This is a genomic window from Ruegeria sp. HKCCD4315, from assembly GCF_013112245.1.
Lineage (GTDB): Bacteria > Pseudomonadota > Alphaproteobacteria > Rhodobacterales > Rhodobacteraceae > Ruegeria.
The window spans coordinates 165,001-188,747 of record NZ_WVRN01000001.1 but is presented as its reverse complement, the minus strand read 5'-3'; the positions used below and the strand labels follow the sequence as shown (position 1 = coordinate 188,747).

Below are 23,747 nucleotides of genomic sequence, written 5' to 3'. Positions count from 1 at the left end.
TGGAGGGAGACCAAACCATGCGCGTGAACGCCAACTTCAATAAACGTACCCTTATACACTTTGAAGAGAACGATTGGGTCGCATCCCCGATGCCCGGAGTTGAGCGCAAAATGCTTGACCGAATTGGAGAGGAAGTAGCTCGCGCCACCACTATCGTCCGTTTTGCGCCTGGCAGCGCTTTCTCTGCCCACACGCATGACGGTGGCGAAGAATACTTGGTTCTCGACGGTACTTTTCAAGACGAAGACGGTGATTTTCCAACTGGTTCCTACGTGCGGAACCCGCCGACCTCGTCTCATACACCTGCAGCACAGGACGGCGCGACAATTCTTGTAAAGCTCCACCAATTCGATGCTAGCGACCGCGATCAAGTCCAGATCGACAGCGGCAAGGCAAGCTGGATTGAAGCAGCAGATGGTGTCTCTAGGTTGCCCCTCCACACAGATGTACGTGAAACTGTAGCGATGGAACACTGGGATGCGGGTACAGTGCGCTCTTTAGATGCCTCAGGCGGGCTTGAGGTCTTTGTGATTGATGGGAGCCTGAACGAGGGTGGCGACACCCTGTCCCGCTGGGATTGGTTACGCCTGCCCGTCGGGGCGAGTTTCGAGGCGACCGCTGGCGCTAACGGGGTGCGAATCTGGATCAAGACCGGCCACCTTAGTAACGTCGCAGAGAGCGCGGCATGAAGCCAAACGCAAAGATTATCATCGTCGGCGCAGGGTTGTCCGGCCTAGCTTTGGCGCATGCGCAGAAGCTTGAAGGGCGCGACGTGCTTTTGCTAGAGGCGCGCGACCGCGTAGGCGGTCGCATTCTCTCACAGGGCGGCTATGACCTCGGCCCTGCTTGGATTTGGCCGCACAACCACCGCATGCTATCCCTCCTAGACAAGCTTGGGCTGCGAACATTTCCACAATACAGCGATGGACGATTGGCGTTCGAGGATGCTCAGGGAAATGTGCGTCGTGACTTCGATTTCGCCCCCATGGGTGACGCGCTTCGCGTTTCAGGCGGACTCGCTCAGATAACCAACGCCCTCGCCCAAAAGGTTGTTGATACGCTGTGCCTTGGCCACGAAGTTCGGCGTGTGATCGAAGAAGACGAATTCGTGACCTTGAGCGGAAACGGGTTTTCATTGCGCGCCGACTTCGTTGTTTTGGCGCTACCCCCGCGCCTCGCTGCACAGATGGGCGTGGTCGTTCCGGATGTTCCAACTTGGATGGCTGGACATGCCAAACTCGTTGCTGTTTACGACACCCCATTCTGGCGCGACGCGGGCCTGAATGGCGACGCAATCTCTCATCAAGGTCCGCTGGCTGAAATCCATGACGCGTCGCCTATGGACGGCACCCAGGGTGCTCTGTTCGGCTTTGCCATGCCCGGCACGGCCCGACAATCCGGGTTCGAAGCGCAAGCGATGGCGCAACTGGTCCGCCTGTTTGGCCCCAAAGCAGCCGAGCCACGCGGCGTAATCGTCAAGGATTGGAGCGCCGACATGGCAACCGCCACGTCTGCCGACCTCAAGCCGCTTAGCTCCCATCCTATGTATAGCAAACTAACTCCTACTCGGCGGGTGATCTTTGCAGGAACTGAAACCGCACCGTCGCACGGTGGTTTCCTCGAAGGCGCTCTTGAAGCCATGGATGCAGCGCGGCAAGAATTGTCGAGGGTGATGGTATGACATCAGAAGAGAAAATCCTGGTCGCCGCCGAGGCGCGGGTCCGCACTGGCGGCTACAACGGCTTTTCGTTCCGAGACCTTGCGCGCGACACAGCGCTGACCAGCGCAGGCGTACATCATTACTTCCCGACCAAGGCCGATCTGGTCGCTCGACTGGCCAGAAATTACACGTCCCGTTTCCTGGACGCTTTGGATGAATGCCCGTCTCATGCGCGTGTCGCACGCCTACGCGAGCTTTTCGCGGAAAGCTTGCGCCAGGACGGAAAGATGTGCCTTTGTGGGCTACTCGCAGCTGAAAGCGGAGTTCTACCTGAACCGGTAACGGAGGCGGCAAGAATGTTCTTCGCAGCATTGGTCGATCGGCTTGTCAGCGCATTTCCGGACAGCGACGATCCGCTTTCTGACGCACTAGCAGTGCTCGCGACGCTGGAAGGCGCTGCACTACTTGCGACTGTGCAGGGTGACCCGGACGTCTTCGAAAAAGCAACGTCCGATTTGGGCTCAAAGCCGTCATCCGACGGCATTAGCGATTAGACCAGTTTGTGGTTGCGAGCGATCATAGGGGCCGCTCTCAGGATTGGTCCGACATCGGCCCTCCCAGTACTATTCAACGAGTTTTCAAGCTTGACTCTGAGGTTCTACCGTCGCCTGACCCTCTCGCGATTGCGCTCCCGACGTACGATGTTGATCTGATGATCGCGACCAAGCGCGCGGTAGAATCCCAGTCCCTTGGACCAGTTCAGAAGATGGGAAAAGCTGTCGAGTTGATCGTCGTTGCGTCCGCGTGGAATGGACTGAAGCTCCCGTTTGGGTGCTGTCAGACGAATTCGAACCAGTCTCAGTTTGCCACGAAAACCACGAACCTATCCGGAACAAAGTTGACACCACTCGGCAAGAACGACGCTGCGTATCAGCTTGAAGGTATCTCTGCTGGCGAGCGATCTTTCCTGGTTGAAGTGGTTGTAGACAGAGGAATGGACGGACGCGAATTTCTGCAAACTTCGCATTAGCCTGAACCGCTGCATCGCGCGTTCGCGTCGTCGAAACGGCAGGTGCGAGTTCTCGACGCGGTTATTAAGCCACCTGCCCGTCCTTTGTTTTTCGGTAGCGCCAAGTTCTCTGAGAGCAGCCCGATACGATGCGAAGCGATCCGTGACGAGTTTTTCCGCTTTACCGTGTCGCTTCTCTAACTTCTTGAGGAATTTCAGTGCTGCAGCTTTGTTTCGACGTTTGGTAACAACGGCTTCCAGCACCTAGCCTTCGTGATCAACAGCCCGCCAAAGATAATGCCGCTTACCATTCACCTTCACGAAAACCTCGTCGACGTGCCACTTTCATTTGGAGAAGGCGCGCAGCTGCTGCACACGATTCCGTCTGATCTCAGCGGCAAACATCGGGCCGAACCTGTTCCACCAATACCGGACAGTTTCGTGGCTCACATCGACGCCTCGCTCGTGCAGCAGATCTTCGACATTCCGAAGCGCGAGCGGGAAACGGATGTACAGCATCACTGCTAGGCGGATGATCTCGGGGCTGGTTTTAAGGTACTTTAATGGCGGCTGTTTAATCATGCGCGAAGGCTACGAGAGTACCCTGCCCCGCTCAACCAAGGCTCTTCTGACAAGACCTCTCGACAAAGGCTGGTATAGTCTTTTGCTACACCGTGTCTTTCGTAGTTTGCCTCAATACCAAACGCGTTGAAGTCCGCGTGCATTGCGCTGGCGTGGCACCATCCTGCAACCACAGCAAAACAGTGTCCGCAACTTGTTCTCCAAACTCAGAGACGCCGCAGTGTACGGTAGACAAAGCTGGCCAGCATTCTGATGCTTCCTTGATGTCGTCGAAACCGACAATCTGAAACTCCGTGCCAATCTTTATCTGAGTTTCATGGCAGGCATTAATCATCCCAAAAGCAACAAGATCATTGAAACAGACTGCGGCATCGCACGCAGGATGCTCTTTGAAGAGGTTGACCGTTGCTTCATGTCCAAATGATCGGCTGGATTCCCCTGTTTTTACAATAGGCTGCAAGTGGTTGTCTTTCATCGCACTGATATAGCCGGACAGTCTTTCCTGAGTGACTTCGGCACCATCCAGACCACCGACAAAGGCGATGTTCCGCGCGCCCGTTTCGATCAGGTACTGCGTTGCCGCGCGTCCACCCTCTGCGTAATCAGGAGCGATAAAGGGAAATCTGCAAGTTTCGCTTTCAACCTGTCGCAAGACTTGCATCAACGGAATGCCAGCTCGCTCTACCGCGGAGAGGGTGTTTGTGACATCGCCATAAGCAGGCGATAGGATCAAAGCAGAAACACCGTGCTCAAGCATCGCGCCCACCACCTGATCCTGAAGTTCGGGGTCTTCGTTTGTGTTCGCCAATACGACCGCATAGCCTCGGGACGCCAGCGCCATCTGTAACGAAGTCGCAAACTCAGTGAAAAACGGGTTGGTCAGGTCGTTTATCACCAAACCTATTAGCGCCGTTCCCGCGGATCGCAGATTTGCCGCCGATCGGTTATAGACATACCCGATCTCTTTCATCGCGGTATGGACGAGCTTGCGTGTCTCCGGCTTCACCTGCGGACTGCCCTGCAAAACAAGGCTTACCGTCGACTTGGAAACGCCCGCCGAGTTGGCGACATCTATGATCGTGGGTCTTCGCATTCAGGCTATTGTTCAACTCCATGCAAGCTGAGAAGCGTGGTCATCCGTGCTTTAGCCAGTTCAGGGTCTGAGAGTAAACCGGCCTGATCCGCCAATCTGAACACTTGCGCGTAGTGGCAGATGTCACGGCTGGATTGGAACCCACCCGGCATGATGAAATGGGACTGGGCTCCGTTCAGCCATGCCAGACAGGCAATCCCGGCTTTGTAGAACCGCGTCGGAGCCTTAAAAATCTCTCGACTGAGGGGAATAGTCGGTGCGAACAGCGCGTTGTAGCGATCCATGTCGCCCATAGCCAACGCCTCAAGCGCCTGGCTGGCGGCGGGGGCGATAGCAGCGAAAATGCCGAGTAGAGCGTGGGAAAAATGCGTTCCATCCCCGGCAATAAGATCGGCGTAGTTGAAATCGTCACCAGTGTAGAGGCGCACGCCGTCCGGCAACCGCGCGCGGAAGTTTTCTTCATGTGCCTGATCCAGCAAGGATATTTTTATCCCATCAACCTTGGCGGGATTTTCGTTTATCAGGGACAGCACAAAGTCGCTGGCCGCGTTGATGTCCGTGCTACCCCAATAGCCCGTCAATGCAGGATCGAACATATCGCCCAGCCAGTGCAGGATTACAGGCTCCGCAGCCCCATCGATCAGCGCGCGGTATACATCATGGTAGGTGTCTGGACCTGCCTTGATCGATGGGAAGGAGCGTGACGCCATGAGGATCAATTGCCCTCCGCCGGCTTCGATCGCCTCGGCCTGATGCTCGTAGGCTGACAGGATTTCACCCGCTGTGTTCAACGCGCTTAGAGGCAAGTGATCAGTCCCTGCCCCACAAGCCACCCGAGGCGACAACGGATGCGCCTGCGCAGCCTTCATTGTGCGCTGGATCAGCTCCAGCGCGGTCTCCCAATCGACGCCCATACCCCGTTGTGCGGTATCCATGGCTTCGGCCAGACCCAGCCCCTGATCCCAGAGTCCCTGACGAAATCGCAGGGTCGCTTCCCAATCAACTGCGGGACGCCCATCCCAGGGATTACGTTCCACCAGCGGGTCTGAAACCACATGAGCCGCCGCAAAGGCCGTGCGCGTCAGAGGCACCTGCGGCTTGCGCGGTACTATCGGCGTTCCGGTCAGCGCATAGGGTTCCAGCTGCCCCTCAGGATTTGGCAAAATCAATTTCATTGTCTCAAACCTCCAAATCCAGAACCAGAATGCCGTCGATGCCACCCACCGCGTTCTCGACCAGTTGCGCGCCCAGCGCCTTGTGCGTTTCGTTGTTCTGATAGGCCTCTAACGCGGCCCAATCGTCGAAGTCGATCACGAAACCATGCATGTATCCGCGTTCGATCTGCTCGGGGCTCTCACTGCGGCCCCCGGTAAACCCGCTGGCCCCGGGAAGGGCCTTTGACACGTCCTCGAGACCTTTGTAGATGGCTCCGATTGTCTCCTCGGTCACGTCGGCGCGGAACTTGGTCAGTACGATATGGCGGATCATTTTTAGAAACCCTGATCTTGTTTGATCATGTCGGAAGCTTTTTCCCCGATCATGATTGTAGGTGCATTGGTGTTCGATGAATTGACCGTCGGCATAATCGACGCATCCGCGACGCGAAGCCCTTCGATCCCATTGAACCGCAGGCGCGGGTCCAGAACGGCTTCGGCATCGCTGCCCATACGACAGGTACCAGCGCAGTGGTGCGATGTTTTGGAGTGTACACAGATAAAATCGAAATACTCCTGCTCGGTCCGCACATCCGGACCCGGCAAACGTTCTGCCAAGATGTACGGCTTCAGCGCATCCTGAGCGAGGATGTTCTGCACCAGCTTCAGCCCCCGAATGGACATCTCGCGATCGTAGGGATCCGCCAGATAGTTGGGATCTATAAGCGGCATCATCGCGGGGTCTGAACTTTGCAACCGGACGGTTCCGTGTGATCTGGGTCGCAAAAAACAGGCGTTCAGTGTAACCCCACCGTTGGGCATCGCCTCGACCCCTGCCTCAATGCCGGTACCAAGCCCCAGATGCAACTGAAGATCCGGTGAACGCGCATCCGGGTCTGCGTACCAGAATCCACCCGTTTCGAACAGGCTGGACGCGACCGGTCCCTTGCGGGTGAAAAGGTATTGCAGGCCTGCAAAAGCTGAAAGGTGCAGCTTAGCGAAACGGTCGTAGGTGTGCGGGCCGGTCACTTCGCAGATGGAATACAAATCCAGATGGTCCTGCAAATTCGCGCCCACCTGCGGCTGATGAAAAACCGCGTCGATGCCAAGGCTGTCCAAATGATCCGCGGGGCCAATTCCCGACAGTTGCAACAAGCGCGGCGAACCGATGGCACCTGAGGACAGAATGACCTCTTTCGCGGCGGAGATCTTGTCCCCATTCATCATCTCGACACCAGTCGCCCTGCCTTTGTCCACCATAATGCGGCGGACCTGTGCGCCGGTGCGCACGGTCAGGTTCGGGCGGCTGAGGTTCGGCGCGATAAACGCCATCGCAGCAGAGGATCGCCGCGCATTGCGCTGGGTCAGCTGATAGTACCCCGCGCCATCCTGTTTCGCCCCATTCACATCGCGCGTTTCGGGAATCCCCACTTCCCCTGCGGCCTTGATGTAGGCGTCGCAGATTGGCAAAGGTGCTGCGGGCATGGACACGCCCAGCGGTCCGCCCTTGCCGTGAAATTCGTCGTCGTAGGTGTCGTTGTCTTCGGACTTTTTGAAATAGGGCAGCACGTCGGCATAACTCCACCCCTCGCACCCCTTCTGTCTCCAGGCATCGTAATCCTGAGCTGCACCCCGCGTGTAGATTTGCGCGTTAATTGCAGACCCTCCGCCGATCACCTTGGCCTGGGTGTAGTTGAAGACCTTGTTCTGCATGTGCCTTTGCGGAACCGTGGACCAGCCCCAGCTGCCGATACCCTTGGTCATCTTCGCGAACCCGGCTGGTAGGTGGAAGAACGGGTGACGGTCGGTGGAGCCGGCCTCTAGCAACAGCACACGCGCCGACGGTTCTTCGGAAAGACGCGCAGCGATAACCGAGCCTGCCGAGCCGCCCCCAATGACAATGAAATCATATCCTTCAGACATTCTTATATGCCCTGACTTACAGACGTGAAATCGACAAGCCGCCATCCACCGGGATGACGGCACCGTTCGCAAAGTGCATATGCCCCTGAACCAGTGGGACGACAACGGACCCAATATCCTCGGGCTCACCCCAGCGTGCCGCGGGAACAAGACCGCCTTCGATACGGTCGGTGTACTTGTCGCGCACGCCCGCCGTCATCTCGGTCGCGATGATGCCCGGTCGCAGCTCAAAGACGCCGATGCCTTCGGGGGCCAAGCGTACTGCGAACAACTGAGCCATCATCGCTGCGGCTGCCTTGGACACGCAGTACTCGGCGCGTTCGATCGATACCATTGTCGCGCTGACAGAGGTGACAAAGGTGATCGAACGATAGGTATCTTGAGGCTGCTCCAACATGCGCCGGGCCACCTCTTGCGCCAGAAAAAACGCGCCACGCAGGTTGATATTCTGCACGAAGTCCCAGTTCTCGGGCTTCAGATCCAGCATGTCGCCCCGCACTGGCGCCCCAACCCCTGCGTTGTTTATCAACGCGGTGATCGGGCCCAAATCGGCTTCGATCAGATCCAGTAGCGCCGGAACGTGATCAATGTCGGACACGTCGTGCTGCACATAAATTGCGCTTGGGCCAAGCTCTGCCAAAGCTGCCTTAACGACTGGTTTGTCGGGCTCCGAGCGAGAGGCAATTGCGACCTTGTACCCCACCGCGATCAAGGCGCGCGCCACCCCTAGTCCAATGCCCTTTTGTCCTCCGGTCACCAATGCTGTTCCGGTCATGCGGCGAACTCCGTTTCAATGATATGACGCCCCGAGCGGAGTGCGAGTGCGGCTATAGTGAGGGCCGGATTCACCGCCGCAGATGTCGGAAGAACTGACGCGTCGACGATGAACAGGTTCTTGTGGTCGTGGCTGCGACAGAACGTGTCGACGACACTGCTTGCCGGGTCATTGCCCATCCGTGCAGTTCCGCATTGATGCGACGGAGTTCGCCGATCAAATGGTCGCGACAGTACCACGGGAAACCCGGCCTGCTTCAGATGCGCCTTTAGCCGCGCAACCAAGGCCTCGTGCGCAGCCCAATTCGAGCGTTTCCAATCCAGCTTGATCTGGTCACCTTCGACCGTCACCCGGCTTTCTGGGTTCGGCAGATCCTCGGACATAGCATAGAAATCAAAACTGCGATTTGCGATCAGTGCTGCAATTGGCCCCGGTAGATGGGTTTGCGACGCAAGGATCGGCCCAGTGATCTTTCCCAACATCTGAATGTTGCCCAAAGGCAAGCCACCCTGTCCGTCGCTGTTGTAATAGTCGTTGAACATCAATGTCTTTTGATAGATCGCCCTGTTTCGGCGCAGCGGATGAAGGGCCAGCACCGCCGAACAATTGTGGTTCATGAAGTTCCGTCCGACCTGATCGGACCGATTGGCAAGACCGATTGGACAATTGTCGTTCGCGGATTGCAGCAACAGTACCGAGGACTGTACCGCACCTGCTGCAAGCACGATGACCGGCGCACGCAGGGTACCGTGGCCATCAACTTCGACACTTGTGACACGACCAATGGCATCAGCCTTCAATTTTCGGACACGCGCGTCAGTTAGCAGCTCGACATTCCCATGCTTCAATGCCTCGGCGAGGGCACAGGTTTCGGCGTCCATTTTGCCGCCGCATGTATTGGGAAACGCATCCCAAGTTGTTTGCCCAGCCCGCAACCAGGTTTCGATATCCACGCCCAAAGGCACTGAGGATGGCGTCAGGCCTGCGTGGCTTAGCCGGTTCCTCAGGTCTGCAATATCAACCTCATCCGGCACAGGTGGGTGCGGATAACCCCTACTGTGCGGCGGTTCGGTGGGGTCCTCTTTGGTGGTCCCACGTGCGTCGTAAAGCTGTTCCGCGGTGGTGTAATCCGCCTCCAGCTCTTCATAGGGCATGGGCCAACCGTGCGAATAGCCACCCATATGCTGACGCGGCTCAAAATCCTCTTTCCGATAGCGTATCAAAGCTGCGCCGTAGAACTTGGAATTTCCACCAACGCAGTAGTAGTTTCCCGGGTTGAAAGGTTTGCCTGCTCCGTCCAGCCATGTTTCATCGGGGCGAAAGTGCCCATTGGCAAAGATCGCCCTTGGGTCTCGATCTAGCGGCGAGGGGTGCAATCGCTTGCCTCGTTCAAGGATCAGAATGCGACGACCGGACGGAGCCAACGCCGCAGCCAGTGTTGCCCCCCCGATACCCGACCCAATGATTATGACGTCAGCTCGATTCATGGAAGGATCCGCATCTCGCTTTCGGGATCAAAAGCCACGGCCTTTTCCATGTTCACTGCAAAGTTGAAATCCTGACCCGGTGCCACTTCGGCATCCGAACGCATACGCGCGATCACATCTCGTCCGCCCAATTGCATCGAGACGAAGGTGTCCGATCCAGCGGGCTCCGTCACCACGATACGGTTGGCCATCTGCGCGATGTTCGACGACTTTCGATCCGCGCCATCCATATCGGTGATTGTCTCAGGGCGGATTCCCAACAAGATCTCGCGCCCATCCCATGCGGCCAAGTTGTCCTGGCTGAACGGAAGTTGCGCCATAGATCCGTCGTGAACAGCGACCCCTGCATGAGGGCGGCCATTCAAAACCGCAACCTTGGCCGGTACCACGTTCATCGCAGGCGAGCCCATGAATGTTGCGACGAAGATATTCGCAGGTGTGTCATAGATTTCCTGCGGCGTACCCAGCTGTTGGACATAACCGCCGTTCATCACGGCGATCCGGCTTGAAAGCGTCATCGCCTCGATCTGGTCATGCGTCACATAGACGATGGTGGTCCCGAGATTTTGATGCAGCTTTTTGATCTCGGTTCGCATGTCGACGCGAAGCTTGGCATCCAGGTTCGAGAGCGGTTCATCGAACAGAAATACATCAGGGTTCCGTACCAACGCGCGACCCATCGCAACCCGCTGGCGCTGACCGCCCGACAACTGACCGGGCTTACGATCCAGCAACTGCTCGATCTGCAAGAGCTTGGCAACTTCTTGCATCGCTTTGTCGCGTTCAGGCTTGGGCACACCATGCATCTCAAGTCCGAAAGTGATGTTCTGCCCGACCGTCATATTGGGATACAAAGCATAGCTTTGGAAAACCATGGCAATGTTGCGGTTGGACGGGTGCACCCCGTTCATCACCTGATCCTTGATGCGGATTTCGCCGCTGGTGATCTCTTCCAGCCCCGCGATCATGTTCAGCAGAGTGGATTTGCCACAGCCCGAGGGACCGACCAGAACCAGGAACTCTCCTTCCTGCACCGAGATGTCGACCTTGTGCAGAACCTCAACCGCCCCGTAGGATTTGGTCGCGTTGTCTATGTCTAGAAAACCCATGAGGTCTTATCCTTTCACCGAACCCGCCATCAGGCCGCGGACGAAGTATCGACCGGCCACGATGTAGACGAGCAGAGTTGGCATGGCCGCCAGAATGGCGCCTGCAAAATGAACGTTGTATTCCTTCACACCGGTTGATGACTGCACCAGATTGTTCAACGCCACCGTCATCGGTTGGCTGTTGGCATCCGCAAAGGACGCACCGAACAGGAAGTCATTCCAGATGTTGGTGAACTGCCAGATGATTGAAACCACGGCGATCGGTCCAGAACTGGGCAGAAGGATGCGCCAGAAGATCTGGAAGAACCCTGCCCCGTCGATCTGCGCCGCCCGGATCAGCTCGGTCGGGAATACGGCATAGTAGTTGCGGAAGTACAGCGTGGTGAAGCCGATCCCATAGACCACATGAACCAGCGCTAGACCCCAAGTGGTGCCAGCCAGCCCGATGATGCCCAGCATCCGCGCCATCGGGATAAGGACGATCTGAAACGGGATGAAGCAGGCAAACAGCATCAGACCGAATAGGATAGTGTCGTACTTGAAGCGCCATTTCGTCAGCACGTAACCGTTCAACGCACCAAGTATGGTCGAGACGATCACCGCTGGAACCACCATCTTGATCGAGTTCCAAAAATACGGCTTCAATCCGGTTGGATCGACCCCGATCTGAGCCGAGGACCACGCCTTGAGCCACGGCTCAATCGTGAACACATGCGGCAGGTTCATCATGCCGCCGCCGGTGATCTCTTCCAATGGCTTCACCGAGTTCACCAGCATGACATAGAGCGGCAGCAGGTAGAACAGACCGAACAGAAGCAGCACCAGATAGATCAACGTGCGCGTAACGCGGCCCGTTCGGATTGCGGTATCCTGAGTAGCTTGAGACATCAGCGTTTCTCCCGCAATTCGGCGTAAAGATAGGGGATCATGATCGCCGCAATGGTCATCAGCATGATCGTGGCCGAGGCCGCACCGATCCCCATCTGGTTTCGCGTGAACGTGTAAGAATACATGAAGGTCGCGGGTAGTTCTGTGGCGCGACCGGGGCCACCCCCGGTCAGGGCGATGACAAGGTCAAAGGTCTTGATCGCCAGGTGGCTGAGGATCACGAAGGCCGACAAGAAGGCTGGTCGTAGTTGCGGGATAATGATCCGGCGATAGAGGTTCCAGTTCGAGGCCCCGTCCATTTGCGCAGCCCGCAGAATTTCGTTGTCGATCCCACGCAGGCCAGCCAGAAACATTGCCATCACGAAGCCGCTCGTCTGCCAGACGGCTGCTAGAACCACTGTGTAGATGGCGTAATCACGGTTTTTTATCCAGTCGAACTCGAAGCTGGTCCAACCCCATGTGTGCATCACGTTTTCCAACCCGATGCCAGGGTCAAGGAACCACTTCCAGGCTGTACCGGTGACGATGAAGCTCAGAGCCATCGGATAGAGGTAGATGGGACGCAGCAGCCCTTCCCCCCGGATTTTCTGATCAAGGAAGATCGCCAGGCCCAGGCCGATACAGGTGCAGATCACGATATATAGGCTCGCGAAAATCCCCATATTGATCAACGAGGTTTCCCAATGGCTCAGCCGCCACAGTTTGTCGTAGTTTTCCCATCCGACCCATCCAAAGGACGGCAGGATGCGACTGTCGGTGAATGACAGGTAGACCGAAAACAGAATGAACCCGTAGACAAAGACCAGCATCATCGCCAGCGACGGTGACAGGACCAGCTTGGGTATCCAGTTCTGAAGGCGTGTCTTAAAATCCGCGTCGGCTGAAGCAGCCATGGCGCGCCCTCCTCGTTCGAGTCGTGTTAGATCGGAGCTTTTGCGCCCGTTTGGTGAAAGGGCGGCCAGACCGCCGCCCCATCGGGAGGATCAATTGTGGATCACTTGGCGATCGAAACGGCGTCAACCAGTTCGGTCACGGCATCTTCGCTGCCGTACTCGCCGTTAAAGTGGGCGGTCACCACGTCATAGACGGCGTTCTTGACTGACGCCGGCGCGGCATGTCCGTGTGCCATCGAGCCGAACAGGTTGCCTGACGAAGCCGCGGCGGCCAAATCTTTCATGCCCTGCTGACCACACGCATCCAGATCGCTTCCATCCACGTCAGTACGAGCCGGGACAGAGCCCTTCACCTTGTTAAAGGCAATCTGGAAGGATGGCGACAGGATCGCGCTGGCCAGCGCGGCTTGCTCGGCCGATACCGTACCGCCCTGATCAAACATCATGAACTGGTCAGCGTTGAAGGTGACCTGATCCTGAGTACCCGGGAAGCGGAAGCACAAAAAGTCTTCGCCCGGCACTTTGCCCGCGTTTAGGAATTCGCCTTTGGCCCAATCACCCATCATTTGGAAGCCGGCTTCGCCGTTGATGACCATCGCTGTCGCCAGGTTCCAGTCACGACCCGAGAAGTTCTCATCCACGTTGTCGCGGATAAAGGCCATACGGTCAAACGCTTCTTTCATCGCGTCGCCACCCAGCGTTTCCTCGTCCAAGTCGATGAAAGCCGCTTTGTAGCCGTCAGGCCCCAGCGTCGACATCGCGATAGCATCGAACACGGTCGCGTCCTGCCATGCCTGACCACCATGCGCGATCGGGGTGACACCAGCGGCTTTCAACGCCTCAACTGCGGCGACGAATTCTTCCCAGTTGGTGGGCTGTGCAATACCGTTGGCGTCCAGCACCGCCTTGTTAGCCCAGACCCAGTTGGTCGAATGCACGTTCACAGGAGCCGAGACCCATTTGCCGTCATGCTTGGCGAAGGCTTTCAGCGCATCTGGGACGACGTCATCCCAACCTTCCTGGGCTGCCACTTCGTTCAGATCGGCCAGCGCGCCCTGATCGGCCCAGTCCAGAATGTCAAAGCCCAGAGCCTGAACGGCTGTTGGAGCGTTGCCTGCGGTGACGCGTGCGCGCAGAACGGTCATCGCCTGCTCACCACCGCCACCTGCAACAGGCATGTCGGTCCAGCCGATGCCCTGTCCGGAAAGGTCGTCCTTGAGAACGTTCAATGCTGCAGCCTCGCCGCCAGAAGTCCACCAGTGCAGAACTTCCACGTCTTCAGCGTGCGCAAGGCTGGTCGTGCACAGTAGACCTGCCACAAACAGCGATTTTGTATTCAAAAATTTACGCATTCTTGTTTCCTCCCTTAATGCGTTATTCTCACTCGGGACCAATCTGGTGCCCGGTCTTAGTCGTGTGGAACCCATGGCGCCCGGCTGTTGCCGACGCGCATGACCACTGATTTCACTTCGAAGAATTCCTCGAACCCATATCGTCCGATTTCCCGCCCCTGCCCGGATTGTTTGACCCCACCGAAAGCGACCTCGGGGAACCCGTCCATCCAGGTATTGGTCCAGACCGTTCCCGCTTCTGCTCGGCGGGCAAACTCTAGGCAGGTGTGAACGTTTTCGCTCCAGACCCCTGCCGACAGACCGTAAGCGCTATCATTGGTGAGCGCGATGGCTTCGTCCAGTGTTTTGAAAGTCAAAACGGACAGAACCGGCCCGAATACCTCATCACGGGCAATGGGCATGTCGGACGAGACGTTGGAAATCACAGTCGGCTGATAAAACTGAGCACCGAGGCCTTCGACCTCCAGCGGCTCACCACCCAGATCGATAGTCGCACCGGACGCCCGCGCCTGTTTGACATAAGCGTCGATTTTTGAGTTGTGCTCCGGTGTTACAATAGCTCCGACTTGCGTTGTCGGGTCCAGTGGATCGCCGAATTTGACTTTGCGCGACAAGGCAACGACTCGCTCACGGAAATCGTCGGCGATATCTTCGTGCACAATGATACGACTGCTTGAATTGCAGCACTGGCCGACATTGAAATAAACACCGAACACAACGGCATCCGCCGCTGCATCCAGATCGGCATCAGGAAAGATGACCTGCGGGTTTTTGCCCCCAAGCTCCAGCGCAACTTTCTTAAGCGTGTCCGATGCAACCACGCTGATCGTCTTGCCCACGGCTGTCGAGCCGGTAAAGCTGACCATATCCACGCTGTCGTGGCCGGACATAGTGCGTCCGACGGGAACGCCGTAACCAAGCACGACATTACAGACACCTGCGGGTAAACCGGCTTCGACCAACAGCTCGGCAAGCATCAAGGTTGTCGACGGTGTCATCTCAGACGGCTTCACAACAACAGTGCAACCAGCGGCCAATGCAAAGGGGAGCTTCTGACTGAGGATCCAGAACGGGAAATTCCATGGCGTGATGATGGACACGACCCCAATGGGTTCCTTCAACACGACACCCATCATGTCTGCGCCGAGAGTGTTATGACTGTCACCGTGCGTACTGCGCGCCAACGAGGCAGCATAACGCCAAAGGTCTGCGGCACCTCCTACCTCGCCCTTGGATTGGCTGATCGGCTTGCCACTCTCCAGCGTTTCGATCAGGGCGATGCGGTCGACGTTCTGCTCGATCAGTTCTGCAACTCTCAGAAGAACCGCTGCCCGTTCTTTGCCGGATGCGCGGCTCCAATAACCGCTGTCGAACACCTTGCGCGCCGCCTGGATCGCGGCCTCGGCTTCAGCCTCGCCACCCAACGCCGAACGGCTGACGATGTGCCCGTGCGAGGGTGAGCGTCGTTCGAACGTCTCACCCGACGCGCTATTCTGCCACCTGCCATCGATGAGATGCCGACCTTCGAACAACGGCGGCAACTCGAACGGGATAGCAGGGTTGATGGTGATATCTTTCATATTGTCAAAGGCCCGAAAATGTGGGGTTACGTTTTTCAATGAACGCGGCAACGCCTTCTTCGCGGTCCGCTGAGGCGGCAATCGCTGCGCTACCAAGGGCTTCGACCACGGCATGAGTGTCTTCACCGACCGCTGCATGGATCATGTTTTTTGAGATTTCGGTGGCGCGAGGCGAAAGGTCGCTTAGTTCGGCGGTGATCTCAAGCGCGCGCGCCAGAGCGTCGTCAGTCACCTCGGTCGCATAGCCCAAGGCCACGGCGCGGTCAGCACCAATACGGCGCCCAAAGAGGGCCATCTCTTTCACCGTAGCTTCGGGGATCAGCCGGGTCAACCGCTGTGTCCCGGACCAGCCGGGTACAATCCCGACCCGAGCTTCAGGTAAAGCCAACGTGGACCGCGGGGTCATCAGGCGCAGATCGCAGCAACTGGCCAGCTCTAGCCCACCGCCGAACGCATGACCGTTGATCGCAGCAATTGTTGGCTTGCCGATCCGCGCCAGGCGGTCAAAGATGCGATGTCCATCACGGACCCAATGGCGCGCGAATTCGGCGGGGCTCAGACCACCCCAAGCGCCAATATCGGCCCCACAACAGAACGCTTTTTCACCCGCGCCGGTCAGAACAAGCGCACGAATAGATACGTCACGCTCGACCTCTGTCAGGCCAGCTTCCAGCGCGTGCAGCATATCTAAAGTTAACGCATTGAGCTTGGCCTCGTTTTCCAAAGTCAGGACGGCGGTTGCACCCTCGATATGAATGCGCAGTTTGCTCAAAGTGTCATCCCCATCGGGCCAACTGCAAATAGCGACTTGGGCATCTGAACCGCGTTTTCCGCGACTTTGACGCGACCGCCTGAAGCTTCGGCAATATCGCGCTGCGCCTCAATGCCGGGCATGATTTCCGTCGCGACCAGCCCCTGATCCGTCAGGCGAATAACGCAACGCTCGGTTACATAGAGCACATCCTGTCCGGTTTCCTGGGCACGGCGGCCCGAGAATGTGACATGTTCGACCTGATCCACCATCTTGGTGAATTTTCCGGGGGCATTCACACGGATACCATCATCCGCCAGATCAATCTTGGCGCCAGCTTCGAACCAGCCCGAGAACACGATCTTTTTGGCCCGCGTGGTTATATCGACGAAACCGCCGCACCCTGCTGTCAAATAGGGTTTTTTACCAAGTTTGGAGACGTTCACGTTGCCTTCGACATCGACCTCGAGGAACGAGAGGAACGACATATCGAACCCGCCGCCCTGGAAATAGATGAATTGCTGTGGTGACGGCACATAGGCATGCGCGTTGGATGCGCACCCAAAGGCAAAGCCGGTTAGTGGGACACCACCGACGGCCCCCTGTTCAATCGCCCAAGTTACCGCCTGAGGATGGCCCTCCTCCAACAAGACACGCGGAACCATTGCGCTGATCCCAAAGCCCAAATTGGCGCTCATGCCGCTGCGCAGTTCTTGGGCAGCCCGTCGTGCGATGACCTTCTCGACACCGTGCTCGGCCAGCGAAAAACTGTCCCAAGAGCGCATAATTTGGCCAGAGATCGCCGGGTCATAGGGCGTCTCTGTCGTTTGCATCTGCTCTGGGTCTTCAACGATCAGATCGACCAGATGCCCCGGCACGCGCACGTCATGGGGGCGCAAGCTACCTGCAGCAGTCACACGTTGAACCTGTGCGATCACGAGCCCACCGTGGTTGCGCACGCAAATCGCTTGCTCCAGTCCGCCCAGATAGGCACCTTCATGTTCATAGGTCAGGTTGCCAAACTCATCCGCCGTAGTTGCGCGCAAAACGCAAACGTTCGGGTTGATATTTGGGAAGTGCAACCAAGTCTGACCGTCGAATTCCTTGCGATTAACGATGGGAACCGTCGCACCACGCTCGTTCATCGCGCATCCTTCGCGAACAGGATCCACGAAAGTGTCAAGCCCGACCTGCGTCAGAACACCAGGTCGATGCGCTGCGGCTTCGCGATGCATATCGAACAGAATTCCCGATGGTACGTTGTATGCAGCCACTCGATCTTCGACGATCATTTTCCAGATTTTCGGCATCTCAAGGCTGGAAGGGCCCGACGGGTATGATCCGGCGAGAACGCGACTTAGCAGTCCATCCTGCGCCAGATAGTCCATGCCCTTTACGCCATACATATCCCCTGCAGCAATAGGGTGCAGCGTTGTAATGTTGCGCGGATGCCCTTCAGTGCGAAACCGCTCTCCAATCGCCTTTAGAACAAGATCAGGGCAACCCAGAGCCGAAGACGATGACACAGAGACGACCGCATTGTCCGGGATGCGAGAAACGGCCTCGGAAACAGAAACCAGCTTGGTCATCAGAAACCACCATAATCTACATTGATACGCCGACCCGAGGCTGCGGCTTCTCGCACACAAAGCGCCACGGACAACGATTTCACGCCATCGGGCCCGTCAGCCGCCGGGCGACCTTCGTCTATGGTCGCGGCGACAAATTCTGATACGCCCTGAACGTAAAGCGAATGATCCGAAAACGGGATCTCTTCGCTTCCGGCTTCAGTCACCAGATTGATCGACCCAACCGGTCGCTGCGTCATGACGCCATCCGCAAAAATCGAACCCTTGGTTCCGTGAACTTGAAGGTCCGACCCGGCAAACGGGTGCGTGAAACTTTCATGTGTCATGACCATTGCGCCCGAGGGCATCGTCCAGACAGACATGCAGGAGTCTTCGACGCCCTGCCCCATCCCGGAACTGGCCATTTGCGCGACGACAGACACCGGGTCTTCATTGAGCAGGAAGCGGGTGACATCTGCATCATGAACAACGATGTCGGGGATCACGCCGCCACCAGCATCCGCAGAGTTTATACGCCACCCCTGCAAGTTACCCGGCAGATGCACTGCGTGATGGATTCGTAGCGAGAGAACGTCTCCGACGCGCCCGGCTGCAATTAGGTCACGAATTGCGCGATGGCTGCCAGAGCAACGCAGGTGATGATTGGTTCCAAATGTCACGCCAGCCGTGTCGGCCGCACGCACCATCTCGATAGCTTCCGCTTGCGTCATCCCAAGCGGCTTTTCACACAGTACATGCTTACCAGCCGAAATGGCTGCCATTGCCTGGCCGTGGTGTTTCTCATTGGTTGAGGAAATATAAACAGCCTGAACATTCTCGTCAGCAAATGCAGCGTCCAAGTCTGTGGTCGCATTGGGAATACCGTGTTCATTGGCCCAGGTTTGCACCCGGTCAGGCGAATTGCTGACGACCCAGGTCACTTCGTTGCTTGTCTGATGACGCACCGCACCCAGCATGTGTTGTGAAGCTATCGTACTCGCTCCGACAAAAGCCCAGTTCATCTGATTTCCCCGAATTTGGAACGTTCCAATTTTCTAGTGGAACGTTCCAAGTATGACAAGAAAAAACTCTTAACGCGCTTTAAAGGTAAGAAAACATGGCTAAAACCACGAAGCTGGACACCTCATCAAAAAGCAATCACAGGGAATCGAAGAGATTCATAGCGTGTCGGCTCTCCAACTGAGTCGCAGAAATTCGCCGTGTGCCACTTGCATCATTGCGTCAGAGCGTCTCCTTCCACCGTCACCCTGTGCATAAGGCGTCGAAACCCATGGTAATCGTTGATCGCTTTGTGGCAGGTCGCTCTGTTGTCCCAAATGGCGATATCCCCTTCCTGCCAACGCAGGCGGCATTGGAATTCGGGCTGCTTGCAATGATCATAAATCATAGCCAGCACCGCGGCAGACTCATCCGCGCTCAAGCCTTTTATTTCGGTCGTGAACACAAGATTGACGAACAAACCTCGCCGACCGCTGAGAGGATGCGTGATGACAACGGGGTGCAAAGCGTCTTGCATGGCAGCTTCGGCGTTACCCAACCGACCTCTTTTTGCGGCTTCTGTGTCCATGATGCTGGCTCCAAAGGCATGACGGGAGGAATGCACCGCCCACAAACCATCGAGGAAACCACGCATCGTGGGCGACAAGTCCATCGCGAGGACCAAAGTTGAAGACTGGGTTCTCATCGCACTCTCCGACCAATTGATGGACCCAGACCTGTTCAGTGTCTTCTGCGAAGAGTTCGTCGCAGAGACCAACCGGTTGAGAGCCACTTCCCAATCGTCTCGCGCGTCCAAGGAAGCCGAACTCGCAAAGACCAATCACGCGCTGGCTCGTCTGGTTCAAGCACTGATCGACGGAGCGCCGGCGTCGACCGTCAAAGACAAAATGGCTGAGTTGGAAGCGAGGAAAGCCCAATTGGAAAATGACTTGAACGCGGCGCCAGCGCCCCAACCTGTGCTGCACCCCAACCTGTCGAGGCTCTATCACTCCAAAGTCAGCGATCTTGCCAACGCCCTCAATGAGCCCGACGTACGCAGCGAAGCTGCTGAGGCGCTGCGCGCTCTGATCGACAAGGTGGTGCTGACACCGTCTGAAGATGGATATGACATTGATCTGCATGGAGATCTTGCCGGCATTCTCGCCTTAGCGTCTGGTAAAAAAGCAAAAACCGCCCATACCGACATAGCCGAGGCGGTTTCGCAAGTATCGCTGGTTGCGGGAGTAGGATTTGAACCTACGACCTTCAGGTTATGAGCCTGACGAGCTACCGGGCTGCTCCATCCCGCGTCAGGGTCGGAAAGTGTTTGATCGTATTAGAGAGATTGTTGGGCTTTTTCTAGGTTTGGCGGTGACCTACTCTCCCGGGGCTTAAGCCCAAGTACCATTGGCGCGGCAGTGCTTAACTTCCGGGTTCGGTATGGGACCGGGTGTTTCACTTGCGCTATGACCACCAAACCGAGGAAAAGCCCATGTCGACTTTCTTGCGGAGCAAGAAAGCGACGGGTGGCAGGCAGCGTATTCGCTTGCGAATGCGCGGTGCCACTCGGTTGTGTTTATCAACCAACAGTGCCGCTTGGTGCGACACGGTTATCCAAACCAAGGTCGGTGTATGCTTTTGGTTTGATTTGTCTTTCTGTTACTGGATCAAATCAAGCCTATCGGGCGATTAGTACCGGTCAACTGAACGCATTACTGCGCTTACATCTCCGGCCTATTGACGTGGTGGTCTTCCACGGCCCTCAGGGAGACCTTGTTTTGAGGGGGGCTTCCCGCTTAGATGCCTTCAGCGGTTATCCTGTCCGATCATAGCTACCCAGCACTGCCGTTGGCACGACAACTGGTCCACCAGTGGATCGTTCACCCCGGTCCTCTCGTACTAGGGGCAACTCCTCTCAAGTCTCCTACACCCACGGCAGATAGGGACCGAACTGTCTCACGACGTTCTAAACCCAGCTCACGTACCTCTTTAAACGGCGAACAGCCGTACCCTTGGGACCTGCTCCAGCCCCAGGATGAGATGAGCCGACATCGAGGTGCCAAACACTGCCGTCGATATGGACTCTTGGGCAGTATCAGCCTGTTATCCCCGGCGTACCTTTTATCCGTTGAGCGATGGCCCTTCCACTCGGGACCACCGGATCACTATGGCCGTCTTTCGACTCTGCTCGACTTGTCAGTCTTGCAGTCAGGCTGGCTTCTGCCATTGCACTCAACGAGCGATTTCCGACCGCTCTGAGCCAACCTTCGCGCGCCTCCGTTACGCTTTAGGAGGCGACCGCCCCAGTCAAACTACCCGCCACGCAGGGTCCCGGATCCGGATAACGGACCGCGGTTAGACATCAAGAGTGCGAAGGGTGGTATCTCAAGGGAGGCTCCACGGATACTTGCGTTTCCGCTTCAAAGCCTACCACCTATCCTGCACATCACAATCCTGATGCCAGTGCGAAGCTGTAGTAAAGGTGCACGGGGTCTTTCCGTCTAACCGCGGGAAGCCTGCATCTTGACAGGCAATTCAATTTCGCTGAGTCGATGTTGGAGACAGCGGGGAAGTCGTTACGCCATTCGTGCAGGTCGGAACTTACCCGACAAGGAATTTCGCTACCTTAGGACCGTTATAGTTACGGCCGCCGTTTACCTGGGCTTCAATTCAAGGCTCTCACCTCTCCTTTTAACCTTCAGGCACCGGGCAGGCGTCAGACCCTATACGTCGTCTTGCGACTTCGCAGAGCCCTGTGTTTTTAATAAACAGTCGCCACCCCCTGGTTTGTGCCCCCAGCCCCTAGTTGCCTAGGAACCGGGCCTCCTTCTCGCGAACTTACGGAGGTATTTTGCCGAGTTCCTTCAACATCGTTCTCTCAAGCGCCTTGGTATGCTCTACCAGTCCACCTGTGTCGGTTTAGGGTACGGTCTGATGGAGGGCTATTTCCAGGAACCACTCAGCAGCCCAATCAATCCGATAAGATTGAACTACACCTGTGATCCGTCACATCCTCCTGGCCTAGGAATATTAACCTAGTTCCCATCGCCTACGCCTTTCGGCCTCGGCTTAGGGGCCGGCTTACCCTGCTCAGATTAGCTTTAAGCAGGAACCCTTGGACTTTCGGCGAGAGTGTCTCTCACACTCTTTGTCGCTACTCATGTCATCATTCTCACTAGTGATCTCTCCACCGGATCGCTCACGCGCCGGCTTCATCGAAAGAACTCTATCCTGCGCTACCGCCTATTCGGCTACTTGAGCGCGCTTACGCGCACCACATAACCGGCGGCAATACAGGATGAGTTCTATGTCACACTACGCTCTGCTACCATGCCTTACGGCATCCTAAGCTTCGGCTCATGGCTTGAGCCCCGTTACATCTTCGCCGCAGGACAACTTATTTAGACCAGTGAGCTGTTACGCTATCTTTAAAGGATGGCTGCTTCTAAGCCAACCTCCTGGTTGTTTTGGTCGTCCCACCTGCTTTCCCACTTAGCCATGAATTGGGGGCCTTAGCTGTAGGTCAGGGTTGTTTCCCTCTCCACTACGGACGTTAGCATCCGCAGTGTGTCTGCCATCTAGTACTCCCGGGTATTCGGAGTTTGGTTAGGATCAGTAAGCCTGTGGGGCCCCATTACCCATCCAGTGCTCTACCCCCCGGGGTATTCGGATGACGCTCTACCTAAATAGATTTCGCAGAGAACCAGCTATCTCCGAGTTTGATTGGCCTTTCACCCCTAGGCACAGCTCATCCCGATCCTTTTCAACGGATGTGGGTTCGGTCCTCCAGTAAGTGTTACCTTACCTTCAACCTGGCCATGCCTAGATCACTCGGTTTCGGGTCTGATCCCACGAACTCATGCGCCCTATTAAGACTCGCTTTCGCTACGCCTACACCTAACGGCTTAAGCTTGCTCGTGAGACCAAGTCGATGACCCATTATACAAAAGGTACGCCGTCAGATCTCGAGGATCCTCCGACTGATTGTAGGCGTTCGGTTTCAGGTACTGTTTCACTCCCCTCGTCGGGGTGCTTTTCACCTTTCCCTCACGGTACTGGTTCGCTATCGGTCAGCAAGGAGTACTTAGCCTTCGAAGGTGGTCCTCCGATCTTCAGACAGAATTTCACGTGTTCCGCCCTACTTAATACGTCCATCAAAGCTTCCTATACGGGGCTGTCACCCGCTATGGCCATGCTTCCCAACATGTTCTAGTCACTTATCTGGCTCGGCTGGTCCCCGTTCGCTCGCCGCTACTAGGGGAGTATCAATTGATTTCCTTTCCTCCGGGTACTTAGATGTTTCAGTTCCCCGGGTTTGCTCTTAAAACCCTATGTATTCAGGTCTTAAGTACTTGGTTAAACAACATATTGATTAGCAAAACTAACAATATGAAGCTTTCAAGTGGGTTGCCCCATTCAGAAATCCATGGATCAAAGCTTATTCTCAGCTCCCCATGGCTTATCGCAGAGTATCACGTCTTTCATCGCCTCTTGCTGCCAAGGCATTCACCAAACGCCCTTCTCGCGCTTGATTTGATCCAGAAAAAGAAAGACTGGATTTGCAAAGCAAATCCATGGGTCGGAAGCTGGAACAACCAACCCCTTTTCCTGAACCAAAAGCATACTTTCCCGCCTTCCATCCTGGAACCCATGCTGCCGATGTCGGTCGGCCCCACATGGAGAATGGAAGACAATGCATAACCGTTAAGTTATGCGGGTTAGTGTACTTGACTTGGACAACTCTGTTCGTTTCAGCCGGGATATCCAAAGAGGGACGAGGAAACATCCCAAATCGAACCTCCTCCGAAGAGGACCAACTGAGATCAACGCCTCACTCGGCGCGATCAAACAGTGTTGATTGATTTCTCTCTATACGATGTCAATTGACGTCCGATTGGACGGCTAAACACTCAAATCAGTGCTT

Annotated in this window: 18 protein-coding genes, 1 tRNA gene, 2 rRNA genes and 1 pseudogene; 3 read left to right on the top strand and 19 right to left on the bottom strand. The window is 56.3% G+C overall.

Features of this window, described 5'->3' with window-relative positions; all coding sequences use genetic code 11:
• Positions 1-17: 17 nt before the first annotated feature.
• Genes GS646_RS00895 through GS646_RS00885 form a run of 3 tightly spaced genes read left to right on the top strand, consistent with a single transcriptional unit; the run spans position 18 to position 2,214 of the window.
• Positions 18-689 carry a cupin domain-containing protein gene (locus GS646_RS00895; protein WP_171189206.1) on the top strand — a complete coding sequence of 224 codons (672 nt, stop codon included), beginning with the start codon at positions 18-20 and terminating at the stop codon, positions 687-689.
• Positions 686-1,681: an FAD-dependent oxidoreductase gene (locus GS646_RS00890; protein ID WP_171647466.1), complete on the top strand. Its 996-nt coding sequence runs from the start codon at positions 686-688 to the stop codon at positions 1,679-1,681. Before GS646_RS00895 ends, GS646_RS00890 begins: the two co-directional genes overlap by 4 nt.
• Positions 1,678-2,214, top strand: coding sequence for a TetR/AcrR family transcriptional regulator (locus GS646_RS00885; RefSeq protein ID WP_171647468.1), 537 nt, complete (start codon positions 1,678-1,680; stop codon positions 2,212-2,214). The genes GS646_RS00890 and GS646_RS00885 overlap by 4 nt, the downstream gene beginning before the upstream one ends.
• A 329-nt stretch (positions 2,215-2,543) precedes the next feature.
• Here the strand turns inward: GS646_RS00885 and GS646_RS00880 are convergent.
• The 19 genes and pseudogenes from GS646_RS00880 to GS646_RS00790 form a co-directional block, all read right to left on the bottom strand.
• Positions 2,544-3,251, bottom strand: a pseudogene (locus GS646_RS00880) (IS6 family transposase).
• Between the two features lie 85 nt (positions 3,252-3,336).
• On the bottom strand, positions 3,337-4,344 hold the full coding sequence (locus GS646_RS00875; protein ID WP_171647470.1) for a LacI family DNA-binding transcriptional regulator: 1,008 nt from the start codon (positions 4,342-4,344) through the stop codon (positions 3,337-3,339).
• A gap of 5 nt (positions 4,345-4,349) precedes the next feature.
• Positions 4,350-5,519, bottom strand: a complete 1,170-nt coding sequence (locus tag GS646_RS00870) for a dihydrodipicolinate synthase family protein (protein WP_171189139.1) — start codon at positions 5,517-5,519, stop codon at positions 4,350-4,352.
• Positions 5,520-5,523: 4 nt separating this feature from the next.
• The gene (locus tag GS646_RS00865; RefSeq protein ID WP_171189140.1) at positions 5,524-5,832 is read right to left on the bottom strand and encodes a Dabb family protein; all 309 of its coding nucleotides are present in this window, start codon (positions 5,830-5,832) and stop codon (positions 5,524-5,526) included.
• Positions 5,833-5,834: 2 nt separating this feature from the next.
• Entirely contained in the window at positions 5,835-7,421 is a 1,587-nt protein-coding gene (locus GS646_RS00860; RefSeq protein WP_171647472.1) for a GMC family oxidoreductase, read from the bottom strand.
• Between the two features lie 16 nt (positions 7,422-7,437).
• Positions 7,438-8,196: a 3-ketoacyl-ACP reductase gene (locus GS646_RS00855; protein WP_171647474.1), complete on the bottom strand. Its 759-nt coding sequence runs from the start codon at positions 8,194-8,196 to the stop codon at positions 7,438-7,440.
• A complete protein-coding gene (locus tag GS646_RS00850) occupies positions 8,193-9,683 on the bottom strand; it encodes a GMC oxidoreductase (protein WP_171189146.1) in 1,491 nt (496 codons plus the stop codon). The genes GS646_RS00855 and GS646_RS00850 overlap by 4 nt, the downstream gene beginning before the upstream one ends.
• Complete coding sequence (locus GS646_RS00845; RefSeq protein ID WP_171189148.1) at positions 9,680-10,792, bottom strand: ABC transporter ATP-binding protein; 1,113 nt, start codon at positions 10,790-10,792, stop codon at positions 9,680-9,682. The genes GS646_RS00850 and GS646_RS00845 overlap by 4 nt, the downstream gene beginning before the upstream one ends.
• Positions 10,793-10,798: 6 nt before the next feature.
• The gene (locus GS646_RS00840) at positions 10,799-11,680 is read right to left on the bottom strand and encodes a carbohydrate ABC transporter permease (protein WP_171189151.1); all 882 of its coding nucleotides are present in this window, start codon (positions 11,678-11,680) and stop codon (positions 10,799-10,801) included.
• The gene (locus tag GS646_RS00835; protein WP_170376146.1) at positions 11,680-12,573 is read right to left on the bottom strand and encodes a carbohydrate ABC transporter permease; all 894 of its coding nucleotides are present in this window, start codon (positions 12,571-12,573) and stop codon (positions 11,680-11,682) included. The genes GS646_RS00840 and GS646_RS00835 overlap by 1 nt, the downstream gene beginning before the upstream one ends.
• 101 nt (positions 12,574-12,674) lie before the next feature.
• Positions 12,675-13,925, bottom strand: coding sequence for an ABC transporter substrate-binding protein (locus GS646_RS00830; RefSeq protein WP_171189153.1), 1,251 nt, complete (start codon positions 13,923-13,925; stop codon positions 12,675-12,677).
• A gap of 56 nt (positions 13,926-13,981) precedes the next feature.
• Positions 13,982-15,505, bottom strand: a complete 1,524-nt coding sequence (locus GS646_RS00825) for an aldehyde dehydrogenase family protein (protein WP_171189155.1) — start codon at positions 15,503-15,505, stop codon at positions 13,982-13,984.
• A gap of 4 nt (positions 15,506-15,509) precedes the next feature.
• The gene (locus GS646_RS00820; protein WP_171647476.1) at positions 15,510-16,277 is read right to left on the bottom strand and encodes an enoyl-CoA hydratase/isomerase family protein; all 768 of its coding nucleotides are present in this window, start codon (positions 16,275-16,277) and stop codon (positions 15,510-15,512) included.
• Positions 16,274-17,845 (bottom strand): acyl CoA:acetate/3-ketoacid CoA transferase, encoded by a 1,572-nt coding sequence (locus tag GS646_RS00815; RefSeq protein WP_171189159.1) that lies wholly within the window; start codon positions 17,843-17,845, stop codon positions 16,274-16,276. The genes GS646_RS00820 and GS646_RS00815 overlap by 4 nt, the downstream gene beginning before the upstream one ends.
• Positions 17,845-18,846: a Gfo/Idh/MocA family protein gene (locus tag GS646_RS00810; protein WP_171189161.1), complete on the bottom strand. Its 1,002-nt coding sequence runs from the start codon at positions 18,844-18,846 to the stop codon at positions 17,845-17,847. Before GS646_RS00810 ends, GS646_RS00815 begins: the two co-directional genes overlap by 1 nt.
• 212 nt (positions 18,847-19,058) lie before the next feature.
• Positions 19,059-19,529: a TauD/TfdA family dioxygenase gene (locus tag GS646_RS00805; RefSeq protein WP_171189163.1), complete on the bottom strand. Its 471-nt coding sequence runs from the start codon at positions 19,527-19,529 to the stop codon at positions 19,059-19,061.
• 527 nt (positions 19,530-20,056) lie between these two features.
• A tRNA-Met gene (locus tag GS646_RS00800) sits at positions 20,057-20,133 on the bottom strand.
• Between the two features lie 53 nt (positions 20,134-20,186).
• Positions 20,187-20,301, bottom strand: a 5S ribosomal RNA gene (gene rrf / locus GS646_RS00795).
• A 190-nt stretch (positions 20,302-20,491) separates the two neighbouring features.
• Positions 20,492-23,357 (bottom strand): 23S ribosomal RNA (locus tag GS646_RS00790).
• Positions 23,358-23,747 lie beyond the last annotated feature (390 nt).